The 17,651-nt window shown below is 67.8% G+C and carries 7 protein-coding genes and 3 pseudogenes; 4 read left to right on the forward strand and 6 right to left on the reverse strand.

Annotation, left to right across the window (positions count from 1 at the left end; all coding sequences use genetic code 11):
- Nucleotides 1–33: 33 nt before the first annotated feature.
- Nucleotides 34–1,134: pseudogene (locus FND50_RS37700) on the reverse strand (PQQ-dependent sugar dehydrogenase).
- Nucleotides 1,135–1,878: 744 nt separating this feature from the next.
- On the opposite strand from FND50_RS37700, the gene FND50_RS00190 reads away from it, so the two are divergent.
- The 3 genes and pseudogenes from FND50_RS00190 (at nt 1,879) to FND50_RS00200 (ending at nt 7,987) form a co-directional block, all read left to right on the forward strand.
- The gene (locus FND50_RS00190) at nt 1,879–4,935 is read left to right on the forward strand and encodes a UPF0182 family protein (protein ID WP_144284351.1); all 3,057 of its coding nucleotides are present in this window, start codon (nt 1,879–1,881) and stop codon (nt 4,933–4,935) included.
- 64 nt (nt 4,936–4,999) lie between these two features.
- A complete protein-coding gene (locus FND50_RS00195; protein WP_144284352.1) occupies nt 5,000–6,664 on the forward strand; it encodes a cation:proton antiporter in 1,665 nt (554 codons plus the stop codon).
- 300 nt (nt 6,665–6,964) lie between these two features.
- A pseudogene (locus tag FND50_RS00200) lies at nt 6,965–7,987 on the forward strand (calcium:proton antiporter).
- Between the two features lie 235 nt (nt 7,988–8,222).
- Here FND50_RS00200 and nhaA read toward each other — a convergent pair.
- The 5 genes from nhaA to FND50_RS00225 form a co-directional block, all read right to left on the reverse strand.
- On the reverse strand, nt 8,223–9,536 hold the full coding sequence (nhaA, locus tag FND50_RS00205; protein ID WP_144284353.1) for a Na+/H+ antiporter NhaA: 1,314 nt from the start codon (nt 9,534–9,536) through the stop codon (nt 8,223–8,225).
- Nucleotides 9,533–10,438, reverse strand: coding sequence for an alpha/beta fold hydrolase (locus FND50_RS00210; protein WP_144284354.1), 906 nt, complete (start codon nt 10,436–10,438; stop codon nt 9,533–9,535). Before FND50_RS00210 ends, nhaA begins: the two co-directional genes overlap by 4 nt.
- Nucleotides 10,439–10,622: 184 nt before the next feature.
- Nucleotides 10,623–12,641 (reverse strand): acyltransferase family protein, encoded by a 2,019-nt coding sequence (locus FND50_RS00215; protein ID WP_260851087.1) that lies wholly within the window; start codon nt 12,639–12,641, stop codon nt 10,623–10,625.
- A 260-nt stretch (nt 12,642–12,901) separates the two neighbouring features.
- Nucleotides 12,902–14,137: a glycosyltransferase family 87 protein gene (locus FND50_RS00220; RefSeq protein WP_144284355.1), complete on the reverse strand. Its 1,236-nt coding sequence runs from the start codon at nt 14,135–14,137 to the stop codon at nt 12,902–12,904.
- A gap of 544 nt (nt 14,138–14,681) precedes the next feature.
- Nucleotides 14,682–15,836 (reverse strand): sorbosone dehydrogenase family protein, encoded by a 1,155-nt coding sequence (locus tag FND50_RS00225; RefSeq protein ID WP_144284356.1) that lies wholly within the window; start codon nt 15,834–15,836, stop codon nt 14,682–14,684.
- Nucleotides 15,837–16,646: 810 nt separating this feature from the next.
- On the opposite strand from FND50_RS00225, the pseudogene FND50_RS00230 reads away from it, so the two are divergent.
- Nucleotides 16,647–17,637 (forward strand): annotated as a pseudogene (locus FND50_RS00230) (IS3 family transposase); the annotation flags it as partial.
- Nucleotides 17,638–17,651 lie beyond the last annotated feature (14 nt).

The raw sequence follows: 17,651 nt of genomic DNA on the forward strand, positions 1-17,651 counted from the left end.
GCGGTCAACCGCCGGCGAGGCGATCGACTTCGCTCATCGCCCGGTTGCGGGGGTTACTGGGAGCACCTTGTCGTCGTCGCCGTTGTCGGTGGTGATGAGCAGCGAGCCGTCGGGCTGGACGGCGACGGTGCGGATGCGGCCGTAGTGACCGGCCAGTTCCGGGGGTGCGGCCTCGGCGAGGACCCCGGTGCCAGCGGGGTCGAGGCGCAGGAACAGCACCTGTTGTCCCTTCAGGACGCCGACCGCAATGGCGTTGTCCCACTCGCCCCACACGGGGCCGGTGACGAAGGCGCCGCTGGCGGTAGCGATCGTCGCGGCACCTGACCTCCACACCGCCGCAACGGCCGAGGGGACGCGGTCGGGGTCGGTCGTTGGGAGGGATTCGTCGTAGAAGCCGTCGCCGGTGTCCGGTTCCATCCGTAGTTGCCGCCGGGTGTCAGTCGGTTGACCTCGTCGTCGCGGTGGGTGCCCTGCTCGACGGCATAGATCTCGCCGGTGTCCGGGCGGATGGCTAGCCCTTGGACGTTGCGGTGTCCGAGCGTGTAGACGGTGTTGTCGGGGAACGGGTTGCCCGCTGCGGGTGCCCCGGTGGCGCCGTCGACCCGCAGTACTTTGCCGCCGAGGGATCGGAGTCTTGTGGCGCCGCCGCGTCGGTGACGTCGCCGGTGCCGATCAGCAGTGTCCCGTCCGGGCGGGGGAGGATGCGGCAGCCGCCGTGTCGGCCGCGGGCGCTCAGGGGCAGGCCGCCGACCAGGACGCCGGTGGGTGTCAGCGCGGTCCACTGCGCGTCCACCGTCCAGGACTGCACCCGAATATCGGTGACCGCACCGGCGGCATGGGTCCGGCACACGTACAGGGTGCGGGTGCGATCGAAGTCGGAGGCGAGGGTGATGCCCATCAGACCGAGCTCACCGTGGACGACGAGGTCGGACAGATCCGCGACCAGCACACCGGTGGAACCGTCCGGCCGTTTGACGACGAACCGGCCGGATCGCTCGCCTGTCAGTAGCGTGCCGTCCGGCGCGGACACCACGTCCCAGGGATGGTCGAGACCGCCCATCTCGGTGACGACGTCCAACGCCAGAACGGCGGTGCACTCTCCGGTGACGACGCACCGCATCCCGTCGCTGCCACTACATAAACCGCGATCAAAGCTGTCCGCGCCGCATGCCGACGCGCTCGTTCCTGCCCTGGACAGTGACCGGGGCGGGGGAGCAGTGAACGCGGTCGGTGCGATCGAGACACTTCGTAGCACTCCTTGGTCATCGCCGCGCGCGCCGCCGGGATCCCGCGGTCTTCGAAAGGGTGCAGCGAGCGAGGACTAGGGACTAGTGCACGCGAGGAAACCCCACCGGTCCGCGCGCCCATGCCGAACCGGTGGGATCCGCAGCCCGTGTTGCGGCGTCCGACGGAAAAACGATTCGACGTCGGCGCGCTACGTGACGGGCAGCCGTCCAATCTCTCGATTGGACGGAACCCCGCCTGCTCATGGGTCAGAGGCGGAGGTTCGCCGCCGTACTTGCAGCTGAGTGGACGGTAACCCGATCTAGAGTAAGGTGCAAGTAGATCAATGTTAAAGTAGAGGTAAAGTCAAGGTTGTTCGATTCGGTTGCGGCAGGAGGCCTCACCGGCGGTGAGGGCCCCGTGGCAACGCCGGAGCCGGAAGCCGCTGCGACAACATTAGGGCGGGCCGCTATGGGTAGTGACCCGGTCGTCACGAAATTGGCCCCAGCGCTGATGACAGGCGGATATCCGCCGCCATACGTATCCATGTGTGCGCCGGCGAGGGCCTCTAGAATGGGATAAATCGGACATCCCGGATTTGCTGGAGGGTCAGCGAGATTCTCTCGCGAACTGGGCGAGCGCCGGGAGGCGAGCATGGCATCCTCCGAGCCGGAGCGGTTGCTGTCGCGGCGGGCGTCGGTGTCGGTGGTGGTGCTGCTGGCCTTCGTGGCGTTACTGGTGATCGGGCCCCGGCTGGTGTCGGTGTATATCGATTGGTTGTGGTTCGGGGAGCTCGGGTACCGGTCGGTGTGGGGGACGGTGCTGGTGACCCGGTTGATCCTGTTCGTCGTGGTGACGCTCGTGGTGGCCGGGTTGATGTTCGCGGTGTTGGTGTGGGCGTACCGGTCGCGCCCGCTGTTCGCGGCCGCGGTGTCGTCGAAGGACCCGATCGAGGAGTACCGGACTGTGGTGATGAGCCGGCCGCGGTGGTTCGGTATCGGTGTTCCGCTGCTGGTTGCGGTCCCGTTCGGGTTGAGCGCACAGGCGAACTGGGCCACGGTGCAGCTGTTCCTCCGCGGCGGCGGGTTCGGGACGGTAGATGCGGAGTTCGGTCACGACATCGGCTTCTACGTGTTCGACCTGCCGTTCTACCGGTTGGTGCTGACCTGGCTGTTCGTGGCGACGTTCCTGGCGTTCGTGCTGAACCTGGCAACGCATTACCTGTTCGGTGGGCTGCGGCTGTCGTTCAAGAGCACGACCACGAACCAGGATCAGGACGGCGGCAACAGCAAGAATCGGGACGAGCCCGGCGGTCGGGATGAGCCCGGGGCGGGGGTGAGTGCGCTGACCCGGGCGGCGCGGATTCAGCTCGCGGTGCTGGCCGGGTCGTTCATCGCGCTCAAGGCGGTCGCCTACTGGCTGGATCGGTATGCGTTGCTGTGGGGGAGCCGGAAGGAACCCACCTTCACCGGTGCCGGTTTCACCGACATCAACGCCGTACTCCCGGCACGGTTGATCCTGTTCGCCATCGCAATCATCTGCGCGATCGCGTTCTTCGCCGCGATCGTGGTGCGGGATCTGCGGATCCCGGCGATGGCCGCCGCCCTGCTGGTGCTGTCCTCGATCCTGGTCGGCGGGATCTTCCCCGCGCTGATGGAACAGTTCTCGGTCCGCCCGAACGCCGCCGACCGGGAAAGCCCCTACATCGAACGCAACATCGCCGCCACCCGGCAGGCGTACGGACTCGGACCCGACCGGGTCGAATACCGGGACTACCCGGGGGTGGGTACCCGGCCGCCGCGAGAGGTCCCGGCCGACGTCACCACCATCGCCAATGCCCGGCTGCTGGACCCGAATGTGCTCTCGCGCACCTTCACCCAGCAGCAGCAGCTGAAGAACTTCTACGGTTTCACCCCCACCCTCGACATCGACCGCTACACCATCGACGGCGAACTCGCCGACTACATCGTCGCCGCCCGCGAACTGGCCCCGAACAGCCTCAGCGGCAACCAGACTCAGTGGATCAACCGGCATCTGGTCTATACCCACGGCAACGGGTTCGTCGCGGCGCCGGCGAACCGGGTCAATGCCGCCGTCCGGGACGCCTCCGGGCAGAGCAGTAGTAGTGACAGCGGTTACCCGATCTACACCGTCAGCGACATCGCCTCCCAGGCCGTCGGAAACCAGATCATCCCGGTCGAACAGCCGCGCATCTACTACGGCGAGGTGATCGCGCAGTCCGAGAGCCCGGACTACGCCATCGTCGGCGCCGGGGCGGGCGCCACCCCGCGCGAGTACGACACCGACACCGCCACCTACACCTACACCGGGACCGGTGGGGTGCCGATCGGGAACTGGGTCAACCGGCTGGCGTTCGCCGCCCAGTACGCCGAGCGAAACATCCTGTTCTCCGGCGCCATCGGGCCGGAGTCGAAGATCATCTTCAACCGCGACCCCACCACCCGGGTCGAACACGTCGCCCCGTGGCTGACCACCGACAACAACCCGTATCCGGCGGTCGTGGACGGGCGGATCACCTGGATTGTCGATGCCTACACCACCGTCGAGCACTACCCGTACTCGCAAGCCGGGGCCCTGAGCGAACCGGTCGTCACCGACCCCGACACCGGACGGACACTGCCCCGGGAGCAAGTCTCCTACGTCCGAAATTCGGTCAAGGCGACCGTCGACGCCTACGACGGCACCGTCACCCTCTACCAGGTTGATCAGGACGATCCGGTCCTGGCCGCGTGGATGAGTGTGTTCCCGGGCACCGTCCGGCCCGACGAGGCGATCTCCGAGGATCTGCGTGCCCATTTCCGCTATCCCGAGGACCTGTTCCGGATCCAGCGTGAACGTCTGGCCAAGTACCACGTCAACGAACCGCGGGAGTTCTTCACCAACAACGCGTTCTGGTCCGTGCCGTCCGATCCGACCTCGGACACCAGCGGCCAGCAACCCCCCTACTACATCCTCGTCGGGGACCAGGCCACCGCTCAGCCGTCGTTCCGGCTTGCCTCCGCCATGGTCGGGTTCAACCGCGAATTCCTCTCCGCCTACCTCTCGGTGCGCTCGGACCCCGAGAACTACGGCAGGATCGAGGTGCTGCAGTTGCCGACCGACACCCTGACCCAGGGGCCGCAGCAGATCCAGAACTCGATGATCTCCGACACCCGAGTGGCGTCCGAGCGCACGTTGCTGGAGCGGTCGAACCGCATCCACTACGGGAACCTACTGACCCTGCCGATCGCCGACGGCGGCGTCCTCTACGTCGAACCCTTGTTCACCGAACGCCTGTCCACCACCGCCGAGGGATCAACATTCCCACAGCTGGCCCGCGTGCTCGTCAGCTACCGCGAACCCGGCACCGGCGGGGTCCGGGTCGGCTACGCCCCCACCCTCGCCGAAGCCCTCGACCAGGTCTTCGGCGCTGGCACCGGACGCGCGGCGACCGCACCCGGCGGCGACGCCGCAACCGCACCCCCGCCCCCTCCACCGGAGACCGCGCCGCCACCATCGGTGGGTACGCCGCCCGCCACACCCCCGGACGTGTCCGAGGAACTGACCGCCGCCGTCCTGGAACTCAACGCAGCCCTGGGCAGTCTGCGCGAGGCCCAGCACACCGGCGACTTCACCTCCTACGGCACCGCCCTCGACCGCCTCCAACGCGCCATCGACGGCTACCTGGCCGCCGGAGGAAGCCTGAATTGAATTCCCAACGGTCAGCGAGCCATGCAGCAACGATGCACAGTGCCGCAACGCGAAGGAGTCACACATGGCGGACTTGCACGACTTCGCCCTGATCGCGGTCATCCTGGCCATCGCGGCGGTGGCCGGGTTGCTGGCCACCCGGCTGCGGCAGCCGATGATCGTCGCGTTCATCGGGGTCGGCATCCTGGTCGGGCCGGCGGGCACCGGCTGGGTGGCCGCCGACAGCACGATCGAGCTCCTGGCCCGCCTCGGCATCGCCATCCTGCTGTTCCTCGTCGGCCTGAAACTCGACCTGCATCTGATCCGCAGCACCGGTCCCGTCGCCCTCGCGACCGGTCTCGGCCAGGTGCTGTTCACCTCGGTAGTCGGATACCTGATAGCGATCGCGCTGGGCATGGACGCGGTGACCGCGGTGTATGTCGCGGTCGCCCTGACGTTCTCCTCGACCATCATCATCGTGAAGCTGTTGTCCGACAAACGCGAGCTCGAGCAACTTCACGGGCGGATCGCGGTCGGATTCCTGATCGTCCAGGACATCGTCGTCGTGCTGGTGATGATCGCGCTCAACGTCTTCGGACGGCAGAACGGGGACAGTCTGGCCGTGAACATCGCGATGGTCGTCGTCAAGGGTGTCGGCCTGCTCGCCGCCGTCGCCGTCCTGATGAGGTACGTGCTGCCCTGGCTGCTGCACCACATTGCCCGATCCCAGGAACTGCTGGTGCTGTTCGGGGTGGCCTATGCGGTCTCGATCGCCGCGGTGAGCGACGCCCTGGGCTTCAGCTCCGAGGTCGGGGCCTTCCTCGCCGGGGTGTCGTTGGCGTCCACTCCGTACCGTGACGCGCTCGGAGCACGGCTGGTGAGCCTGCGCGACTTCCTGCTGCTGTTCTTCTTCCTGGATCTGGGTTCCCGGCTCGAATTCACCCACGCCGCCGACCAGATTCCGGAGGCGGTGATCTTCTCGCTGTTCGTGCTCATCGGAAACCCGCTGATCGTCGTGCTAATCATGGCCGCGATGCGCTACCCGGTGCGGGTCGGGTTCCTGGCCGGTCTGACCGTCGCCCAGATCTCCGAGTTCTCCCTCATCCTGGCCGCGTTGGGCCTGAGCCTCGGCCATATCACAAACGCCACCGTCAGCCTGATCACCGTCGTCGGGCTCGCCACGATCGGTGGCTCGACCTACCTGATCCTGTACTCGCACCAGATCTACGCCCGACTCCAGCGGTGGCTGCGGGTGTTCGAGTGGACCGGCAGCCGCGCATCCGAGGTCACCCAGGCCGAATCCGACGTGTACGCCATCCTCTACGGACTCGGACGGTTCGGCCGGCACGTCGCCGACCACCTCAGCCGGGCCGGACACCGGGTGTTGGCCGTCGACTTCGACCCCCAGCGGGTCGGAGCGAACACCCGCGACGGCGTCACCGCCATCTACGGCAGCGCCGAGGACGTGCACTTCCTCGACACGCTGCCGCTGAACCAGGCCCGGTTCGTGATCAGCACCATCCCGTTGCTCGAGACCAACCGGGCGCTCCTGCACGCCCTGAACCACCATGAGTACCGTGGTCACATCGCTCTCACAGCGCACACCGTCCACGACGCCGAGCAACTGCGAGCAGCCGGCGCCGAGGTGGTCCTCGAACCCTTCTCCCTCGCCGCCGACGCCACCACGGAGCTACTCGACCACCTGATCGAGGAAGACGCCCGCGGCGACGATCACAACGGACACCCCTGACGGGTTGTACCCAGACGGTCACCGCGCCGCCGAACCAGGGCGGGACCAGTCGCCCTGGGTCCCAGCCATAGTCAGGAACGCCTTCAGTAAGCCCGGAGTTCCGGGGCGAGGCATTTCCTATGGCGAGCGTCGTACTCTCGTCGGTCGCAGTCAGGCTTGCGGATCGAGTAGGGCGTCGATCGCGCGGGGACTGCCTTCGGGTGTTGGGTGATGCAATCCCGCGCGCACGCCGGCGGACCTGGCACAGTGCTCTTCATAACCCGCGTCGCTCATGCTGCAGTCGAATTGTGGCCGTTGCTGATGCTGATCGCGGCGGCGCTGGTGCTGGTGTGGTCTTGGGGGCGAGATGTGGGGCCGCCGGCGGGCGTGCTCGGGGTAGCGGTGGTTCTGGTCGGCACGGTGCTGGCAGCGCTACGTCAGGCGGAGGCGGTCGCGCACAAGGTCGGGGATCGCGGTCACCGTGATCGAGGTGGCGTAGATCGTGACGTTGATGGTCCCCGGCGGCCCCGAGGCGGCGGGGCTGGCCACAGACACCGTGGTGGCCGCGGTGATGATCACCCTCAACGGCATCGTGGGGGTGTCGCTGCTGATTGGTGCTCTGCGAGTCGGGTGGTGCTGTTCGACGCGGACGGAACCGTGGCCGCCCTGACCACGGTGGCCTCCGTGGTCTTCCTGACACTGGTGGTACCGACATTCGACACGAGCCGGCCGGGCTTCGAGTTCTCTTCCGGGCAGTTGATTTTCGCCGCGGCGGTGTCGCTGCTGTTGTACGGGATGTTCGTGCGCACCCAGACCGGGCGCCATCGGGAGCCACTCCTGCCGGTGCCACTCTCCGACACCCCGGGCGAAGACGCACCGACCGCCGCGGTGACGAGCCGCAGTGCGTGGGTGAGCCTGGGGCTTTTGTTGGTGGCGTTGGTCACGGTGGTGGGGTTGGCGACGGTGACCTCCCCGGCGGCCGCGGTGGCCGGCGCCGGATCGCCCTACGCCGTGGTGGGGATGGTGATCGCGCTGTTGGTGCTGCTGCCGGGAGCGCTCGCTGCGGTCCGTGCAGCGGGGCGCAATCGGATTCAGATCAGCCTGAGACTTGCTTTCGGATCGGCGATGGCCAGCATCGGGTTGACCATTCCCGCTATCGCGGTGGCCGCGATCTGGCTCGACGGCCCGGTATTGCTCGGCCTCGAATCCCCCCAGTTAGTGTTGCTGGCGGCGACCGTTGTCGTCAGCATGCTCACCATCGTTCCGCGCCGCGTCACCGCACTCCAGGCAGGAGTGCACCTGGTGCTGCTCGCCACGTACGTGTGGGTGTCCGTCAATCTCTGAGCACCGCTTGGTGGGGCGCGTCGACCAGGATCAGCCGATCACCCCGCCCGGCCGGTGTGTCGGAAAGCGCTTGGTGTCGTAGGGTTTCGGGCCCCCCGGGAACGATCACTGCTCGGCGGACCAGGGCTGCCTCGTCGGCGCTGGGCTGCATTAGGCGCGATACGCGACCGACGGACGCGACAGAACACCCGCGACTGCTGCGCAAATGTTGTCCTCGAGGCCCGGTCGCGGAACTTCACTCGCGGTGGCTGTCCTGGTAGACGTCGGGGATTCCGTCGCCATCGGCGTCGACGGTTTCCTGTTCGGCGATGAGCCGATACGCCCGGTTCCGCAGCCGCAGCACGCCGGCCGCGGTGACCGCGGCGACCACCGAACCGCAGAGCACACCGATCTTGACGTGATCCTCGGCCGCGCTGGCCTGCCCGTAGGCGAGTTCCCCGATCAGCAGGGACACGGTGAACCCGATGCCGGCGAGCATCGCGACCCCGAGGACGTCGATCCAGCGCAGCCCGGCATCGAGGGTGGCCCGGGTGAACCGGGACAGCAGGTAGGTGGTGCCGAAGATCCCGACCGTTTTGCCGACGATCAGGCCGGCGATGATGCCGACCGCGATCGGATCGGACAGGGCGTCGGTCAGGCCGGTCAGCCCGCCGATGGTGACGCCGGCGGCGAAGAACGCGAACACCGGGACCGCGAATCCGGCCGAGATCGGGCGGATCCGGTGCTCGAAGTGCTCGGCCAACCCCGGTCCGGCGTCCGGGCCGCCGGCGGCCCGGCTGCGCAGGACCGGGACGGCGAAGCCGAGCAGCACCCCGGCGACGGTGGCGTGCACCCCGGAGGCATGCACCAACGCCCAGGTCAGCGCGGCGAGGGGAAGCAGCAGCCACCACGACCGGATCCGCCGCTGCACGGCCACGGTGAACGCTGCCAATGGGATCAACGCCGCCAGCAGCGGCAACACCGACAACTTGTCGGTATAGAAGACCGCGATGATGGTGATCGCCAGCAGGTCGTCGACGACCGCGAGGGTCAGCAGGAAGGTGCGCAGCGTCGACGGCAGGTGGGTGCTGATCACCGCCAACACCGCGAGGGCGAAGGCGATGTCGGTGGCCGTGGGGATCGCCCACCCCTGCAGGGCGTCACCGCCGGTGCGGGCGTTGACGGCGACGAACACTACTGCGGGTGCGGCCATGCCGCCGACCGCGGCGGCGATCGGCAGCGCCGCCCGCCGCGGGTCACGCAGGTCCCCGGCGACGAACTCGCGTTTGAGTTCGAGGCCGACGACGAAGAAGAAGATCGCCAGCAACCCGTCCGCTGCCCAGGTTCCGATCGACAGATTCAGGTGCAGCGCTTCGGGACCGACCGTGAAGTCGCGCAGCGCATCGTAGCCGCTCGACCAGGGCGAATTGGCCCACACCATCGCAGCGACGGTCGCCACGAGTAGCAGGGCACCGCCGACGGTTTCCTTACGGAGGATCTCGGTGATGCGGGAGGCTTCGGCCCACGATCCACGCGGGAACAGGGGGGTGGCGGTCGGGCGGGTATTCACACGGCTTCCTTCTGATTGTTCGGAGCGGGGGTGATCAGCTCGGCGACCGTGCCGGGTGCCTCGCGCAACGCCAGATGCCCGCACCGGGGAAGGGTGTGGATGTCGACACCGAGCAGCGATCGCACCCGGGGGCGCAGCGACTGCGCGGTCACCAGTCGGTCGTGTTCCCCGGTCGCGACGACGACCGGGACACCGGACCAGCGGCGTACCAGCCGGGCGGGCAGACGCCGGGGCAGCCGACCAGGGAAACAGTGCTCGGCGACCATGCTGTACCAGGAGACCAGGCTCATGTCGGGGGTGAACCGCGGCGACATCAGATACGACAGCAGTTGTTCGCTGTTGCCGAGGGTGGCGTCGAGCCGCCACTTCGTGCGCAACCAGGTCAGCTCCCGGGTGCGCCGCATCGCGACGAGGCCCGCCGGGCTGACCAGGACCAGTTTTGCGACACGATCGGACGGTGTGGAGGCGAGGGCGATTCCGGCGCCGAGGGAATGCCCGACCAGGATCACCGGCTCACTGCACAGTTGCGGGAGCAACTCGTCGAGCCAGTGCCCATAGACCGGAAGCAGATGCCGGTACCGGTGCGGGCGCCGCGACGAGCTCAGACCCGGTTCGCCGGGAATGTCCGGGACCAGGACGCGGTGCTGTCCCCGCAGGGCGCACACGGTGGCCAGGGTTGTGGCCGCGTTCAGATCGGCCCCGGGCAGCAGCACCACCGGCGGACGCCCGGTGGTGCTCGTTCCGGCCGACAGCACGGTGGTCACTCCCAGGGAGGTGTCGAACCGCTGCAGTGCGTGGGGGACGTGCCAGTGCTCGAGGCGGTCCCGGCAGGCCCGGCGCACCGGGACGCTGTCTGCGGAATCGTGGTAAATGCCGTGCGTGGCAAGGGGAACGTATTTCATCGCGGCCACCTACCCACGGTCCACGCCGCTTCGAGGGTGCGGCGGCTGACGGGCAGGAGTGAGGGTGGGATGCACATGATGCGGTCCTCGTCCGGTCGGAGAGTTGCGAAAACATTTGCCGACCAGACTTCCCGGCGCACCATCTTCACCCTATCGCGGCGGCGCCCGGATTCCCCAACTTGGGCTACCACCAGGCCGTGGTGGCGCCGATCTGCCGGTCCAGCTCCGGAATCAGGCTGCGCACGTAGGTCGCCGACAGGTGATGGGAGTCGTGGTAGAGCAGGATGTTGCCCTCGACGACCCGGCAGATCGTCACATCGCAGACCGCGTCGGACAGATCGAGCAGATGCACGAGCGGAAACAGGGCGGCGGCCGCGGCGGCGGGGTTGCTCGCCGCCAGCACTGCATCCCGCGGCATGCCACACGAGTCGGCGTCACCGCCGTCGGCCAGGCAGTCGATCGCCCGGTAGGGCACCCCGTCCCGATGCAACCAGGGGGTGTCGCGGATCCCCAGGAACAGCAACCCGAAGTCCGCGTACCGGGCCCACACCTGGGTGTAGTCGTCGGGGGTGATGTCGCCGGGCCCGTCGGGGCTGGGACGGGTGGCGGTGGAGAACACCGCATCGGGGCGGTCATCGCGCAGCCGGTCGAGTACCTCGGCGGACCAGTCTCGGCAATCCGGATAGGGTTGATCACCGAGCATCGGCTCGCCCAGATTCAGCGGGCATCCCATTTTCAGATATGACACGATCCGCACTCCGCGGTTCTTGCCGATGGCGTCGAGCGCGGTCAGCCAGTGCTCGGCGTGCGAGCTGCCCACCACCGCCAGTGTCCGGGTGGCAGCGAGGTCACCGTAGCGGCAGGAGATCACTTCTCGGGTGCTGAGGTCCGAGATACATCCATCGAAGCTCGACGGTGGCAGATCCCCGGGGGCCTCGAGCAGACTCGGCCGCATCTTTGCGTGCGGGGTGAACACCCCGTCGGTCAGTGTCGCAGCCCCGGGGTAGATCTTCGGGTCGAGCCCGCCGACGCGGGCGGCGGTTTCCGGATTCTGCGCCAGATACCCTTTCCACCCGCCGGCCACCGCCACCACGGCGAGAGCCGCCGCGACCACGATCGAGGTGACGACGCGGGGGCGGGTGACGGCGCGGAGCGGCGACGCCGGCTGCGGTCGGCGGCCGCTGCGCAGGGGAGTTTCCACCCATGTGTAGGTGAGCCAGGCCAGCAGCAGCGAGACCGCGAGGACGATCAGTCCGCCGGTCAGCCCGACGGCTGGGCGTTCGCGCCAGCTGAGGTAGAAGATCAGCACCGGCCAGTGCCACAGGTACAGGGCGTAGGCGATCCGCCCGAGCTCGACGAAGGGGCGGGAGGCGAGCAGCCGCACCACCATCGGTGCATCCGGTGTACCGGTGGTTCCGGCGCCGGCGAGGATGAGCGCACAGGTCGCCCCAACCGGGACCAGCGCCGCCGCCCCGGGAAACTGGGTCGCCCCGTCGAAGATCAGCCCGCAGGTGAGAATGACGGCCAGAGCGGCGCCGGCGAGGACGGACCGGCCGCACCGCGGCACCACCGCCCGGCCGATCGCCAGGGCCAGCAGGGCGCCGGCCACTAGCTCCCACAGCCGGGCAGCGGTGTCGTAGTAGGCCCACGACTGCTGCGTCCGCGAGGCGGCGATCGCGTAGCAGAACGACCCGGTCCCGGCGGCGGCGAGGACCACCGCGGTGACCGGGCGCACCGCACCCGGCCACCGGCCGCGGCGGCACACCCCGACGATGGCTGTGAGAACCGCCAGGGCGAGCAGATAGAACTGGCCCTGCACCGACATCGACCACAAGTGCTGCATCGGACTGACCGAGGCGTCGGCGGCCTGATACTCGGCCGCAGTCCGCGCCAACTCCCAGTTCTGCAGGTAGAACACCGACGCCAGCAGCTGATCCGCGGTCGCATCCCACTGTGTGAACGGCCGGGTGATCACGGTGACCAGCGCGGTGGCCGCCAGCACCACCACCAGCGCCGGCAGCAGCCGCCGCGCGGTACGGGTCAGGATCTGCCGTACCGGAAGCCGAACGTGCGCGTCGCTGCGCCGCAGCAACATTCCGGTGAAGAAGAATCCGGACAGCACGAGGAACACATCGACCCCGCCGGACACCCGCCCGACCCACAGGTGGAACAGCACCACCATGGCGATGGCGAGCCCGCGCAGGCCGTCGAGGTCGTGCCGATAGTCCTGGGCCGCCCGGTGGGAGGATGCCTCGCCGCCGGGTACGAAGGGAACGTGCCCGCGGTGCCGCGCCGCAGCGGCTGCGGCACGGGCGTCGTGGCTGCTTCTCGGCGGGCACGGGGTGTGCTGATGGGTGTTCACCGACTCATCTCGGCAGTGGTCTCTCGGCACCGATCGCCGCGAACTTTCCGCGCCGTGCGCCGACACGGGTTCCGTGCGGGCCCGGTGCGCGCCGCCGCCCTTCACGCGATGACCGGATCCGGCTGCACCGCGGGCGGTGTCCGGCGCGTGTGCAGGTGCCGGTACCCGAGCACCCCGGAAATAACGATCAGCAGCAGACTCCACCCGAAGGTGGTCTTCATGTATTCCGCGGCCCGCCCGGCCTCGGGGAAGGGACCGGACAGCCAACTGTCGTAGCTGAAAAACCCGTACACCGCCAACCAGGCCGGCCAGTTCCGCATCACCGAGTTCGGCAACACCACCGACAGCAGCAGCGGCAGCAGCATCATCGAGTAATACATCTGCCCCAGCGAGCCGAGCAGGAACGACCCCGCCAGCAGCACCCCGGAGGTGGTCGTGACGAAGAACAGCTCGTCCCCGCGGTGGTAGCGGCACAGCAGCCACAGTGACACCGCGACCAGGGCGGCGAACAGGGTCCGCAGACCCGCGATCAGCAACGGCGGCAGTCCGTAGTAGGCGCCGTTGCCGACGATCGTGCTATTGAAATAGTCCCGCGACTCCATCAGGTACGGGGCGGTATGGGTGAGGAATGCGGCCGGGTCCGCGGCCAGCGGCCACGCCACCGCGGTCAGCACCAGCGGGACCCCGACCGCGGTGACGAACACCTTCCACTGCCCGCGCACCAGCGGCAGCAGCAGCAGCGGCGCGAGGATCGGTTTGACCGCGAAGGTCACACCGATCGCCGCCCCGGACCAGTAGTCCCGTCGCCGCAGCAGCAGAACCAGGAACGCCATCTCACCGAGCAGCACCAGCCCGTTGATGTTGGTGAACACCAACGTGTTCGTCACGGCCTCCGACGCAAACGCCCCCAACAGCAACAGCGGGGCGGCCACCGACCGCACACTCAGGTTGAACATCCGCAGCAGGAGATACAGTGCCACGACGATCGCGATGGTGTTGGCGAGGATGAACAGCCACCGGGACAGCTCCGGAGGCACCACGGCGATCGGGGCGATCAGCAGGGTTCCGCTCGGCGGGTACAGGTAGTGCGGATCGACCGAGGAGAAGTTCGCCGTGTAGACGGCGCGGCCGTTCCAGAACGCGAGGGCGGCGTTGTAGACCGGGGTGAAATCGTCGGTGATGTATCCGTTCACCGCCTTGACCAGGACGCGATGCGCCATCGTCATCACGGCGACCGGCCACAGCGCCAGCGCGAACAGGTGCGCGGCGGTCCGCGGACCCTGTCGGCGACGCCTTCGATCGTCGGCTCCGGGGTGAGGACGCAACGGGCGGGTCATGCGCCCACACCTGTAACGGGAGTCGATATCGGAGCGCGCCGAGGCGCCGGGAAGCGTGAGTGCACCGGAGAAACAGTCCTTGCGTCGGGTTCGCCAAATTCTCGCCGACCAGACTTCCCGGCACACCGCCGCTCACTCTAACGCGTCTCGGATCCCACCCCCACCCATCAGGGCGCTGTCCGCCGCGATCGCCGGTCGATCACCTCCGCCTACGCGGAATGCGGGAGGCGTCTTTCGAACCAGGCCAAGGCCCGGGCACCGACCACGCTGTGCCGCGGCCACGCCCGGCCGGTGGGCGTGGCCGAGCCGGGCACCGATCCACCGCCCACGACATGCCCTCGGTGCGCCTCGGACACCGCAGGCCAGGAGTGCATCTCGCTGTCGCCCACTGACAAGGGACTGGCATCCTCGGGTCGCGCACCCCGCGGTTGGCATTGATCGACCCGGCCTGACTGCTGTGGTGTCGGGTGGTGACAGATCGGTCCTCGGGAGCGAAGCCGGAGGCGCTTGACCGCCGCGCGGTGTGACCCGCGTTGGTGGGGACTCATCGTCCGGTCGCGGGTCTCACGCGGAGCACCTTGTCGTCACCGCCGTTGTCGGTGGTGACGAGCAGTGACCCGTCGGGCTGCGCGGCGACTGTGCGGATGCGGCCGTAGTCGTCGGCAAGTTCGGGTGGTGTGGTGTCGGTGACGGTACGGATACCGGTGGGATCGAGTCGTAGGAACCGCACCTGGCGGCCCTTCAGGACGCCGAGGGCCAGGGCACCGTCCCAGTCGCCCCAGCCCCGCCCGGTGACAAACGTGCCGCTGGCGGTGGCGATGGTGGAGGGGCCCGAACTCCACACCGCCGGCTGTGCCCCGGGCACGCGATCGGGATCGGTCATCGGCACGGATTCGTCGTAAAAATCGTCGCCGGTGTCCGGTTTCCATCCATAGTTGCCGCCCGGGATCAGGCGGTTCACCTCGTCGTCGCGGTGGGTGCCCTGCTCGACGGAGTAGATGTCCCCGGTGCCGGGGCGGATCGTGAGTCCTTGGACGTTGCGGTGTCCGAGCGTGTAGACCGCGCTGTCGGGGAACGGGTTGCCCACGGCGGGCGCCCCCGTCGCGGCGTCCACGCGTAACACCTTGCCGCCGAGAGAATTCACATCCTGCGGCGCCGTAGCCTGCGTGGCGTCGCCGGTGCCGATCAGCAGTGTCCCGTCCGGATGGGGAAGGAGGCGGCAACCACCGTGCCGGCCACGGGGGCTCAGCGGCAGCCCGGTCACCAGGACACCAGTGGGCGTCAGTGCGGTCCACTGCGCATCCGCGGTCCAGGTCTGCACCCGGATGTCGCTGACCTCGCCCGCCGCATGGGTCTGGCACGTGTACAGAGTGCGGGTGACCTCGAAATCGGAGGCGAGGGCAATACCCATCAGACCGAGTTCGCTATGGACGATGAGGTCGGACAGATCTGCGGTCATCACGCTGGTGGAGCCGTCCGGACGCTTGACAATGAAGCGACCGGACCGCTCCCCAGTCAGCAAGGTGCCGTCCGGCGCGGCCACCACGTCCCAAGGATGATCGAGATCACCGATTTCGGTGACAACGTCCAGCGCGGGAAAGGACGCCGCACCGCCGGGCGACGATGCAACGCATGCCGTCGCCGCCACCCCGTGGACCGCGATCACCGCCGCCCACGCCAGATATCCGCGCGGTCGCATCCGCCGCCGAAGGGGATGGGCTCGGCAGAGCGGCACACGTGATCGGTGCGATCGAAGCACCCGTCAATCATCGCAGCACGCAAGTTCGAGCGTCCATAGTCGACGGAACCGCACGGTGGGCATGACAAATAGGGATGGCGAGAGGAGGAAAGCACACTCCGACAGCGGATTTCCGGCGGAGCACGGTCGACCATCCGACACCTCCACCATCTGCTCCGGCGGCGGACGGAGGTGTCGCAGGTGAAACTCCTCAGACCCGCCGGTTGAGCACTCACGCTTTACCCTCGGAACGGGACCAAGTAAGCCAACGATCGAAGGTTCATGGTTGTTGAAGCGCACCTGCCAGGGCTGGTAGCGAATCACTCCGACGGTCTTGTTGCGAGCATCGCACTATGTCGGGGATCGGGCGAGCATGTGCAGAGCACTTCTGACCGCCAGACTATCGGAACACCACTGCACTTACTGAGAAACTGCCACCACGCCGTGCAGTCCACTGCTGAAACTGACAGTAGGTTCGCCGTGGAGCGCCATTCTCCGGTGTACCGGTAGTCCAGGCCAAAACGGACCCTGGTGACCGCAGAACGGGACTCAGCCCGTTTTGCCTCCTCGGCCGACTTCGGTAACAGCGGACGAAGCGCGGTTACCGGTCAGCTGCTGTGTGCTCTAGGAGTCGTATCGACAAGACGTGCGGGCGTCCGTCGAAAAGGTTAGGTCGTTGAGCAGTTGCTGGTCGCAGGTTTGCTAGTGAGGCTGCCCCCTTGGAGTGGACACCCTGACAATGGTTCTAGTAGAGCCAGGAGGGATGTCGAAGTGGGACGCCAGTCTCTATACCCGGAGGAATTCCGGAAGGATGCGATCGCACTGTACAGCGCGGCCGACGGCCAGCACGTGCGCGGCGGTCGCCGCGGACCTGGGTATCAGTGGCGAGACGCTGCGGACGTGGGTCCGTAAGGACACCGTCCGCAATGGACGCCCGGAGGCCGGCAGCACCGCCGGTGGGGAAACCCAAGCGGACGAGCTCGCGCGGCTGCGGGCAGAGAACGCTCGGCTGCGCGGTGCCGAGAAGGAATGGCAGCTCGAACGTGAGATCCTGCGCCGGGCAGCCGCCTATTTCGCAAAGGAGGTGAAGTGAAGACCCGCCGCTGGGACTTCATCTCCGCTCATCGCGCCGAGTTCTTCCGTGCAGCGGCTGTGCCGGGTGCTCGGGACCTCCCGGTCCGGGTACTACCGGCACCTCGCCACCGAGGATGCTCGCGCCGAGCGCGAGGCCGAGGAAGCAACGACGGTCGCCGAGATCCGTGCCATCCATGCCGAGCACCGCAGCGCCTACGGCGCCCCTCGGGTGCATGCCGAACTCCGGTCCCGTGGGCGCAGGATCAACCGCAAGCGAGTGGCCCGGCTGATGCGGATCCACCACGTGGTGGTCCGGCACCTGCGCCGCCGCAAGCGCACCACGATCGCGGACAAGTCGGCCCCACCGGTCCCGGATCTGGTGATGCGGAACTTCACTGCTACGGCTGTCGATTCGAAGTGGTGTGGGGACACTACCAAAATTCCAGTGGGATCCTCGTGGTTGTATTTGGCCACGGTGATCGACATCTGTTCACGCCGGGTGGTGGGTTGGTCGATCACCGACCATATGCGCACCGATCTCGTTACGGACGCGATCGAGATGGCGGTGCGCACCCGCGGTGGTGACGTCGGTGGCGTGGTATTTCACAGCGACCGCGGATCTCAGTACACCGCAGCAGCTTTCGCCGATGTATGCCGCCGTCATGGAGTCGTCCACCACCGCGCACGTGAGCACGGTTGGCT

The organism is Rhodococcus sp. WB9 (genome assembly GCF_007558985.1).
GTDB lineage: Bacteria > Actinomycetota > Actinomycetes > Mycobacteriales > Mycobacteriaceae > Rhodococcus_F > Rhodococcus_F opacus.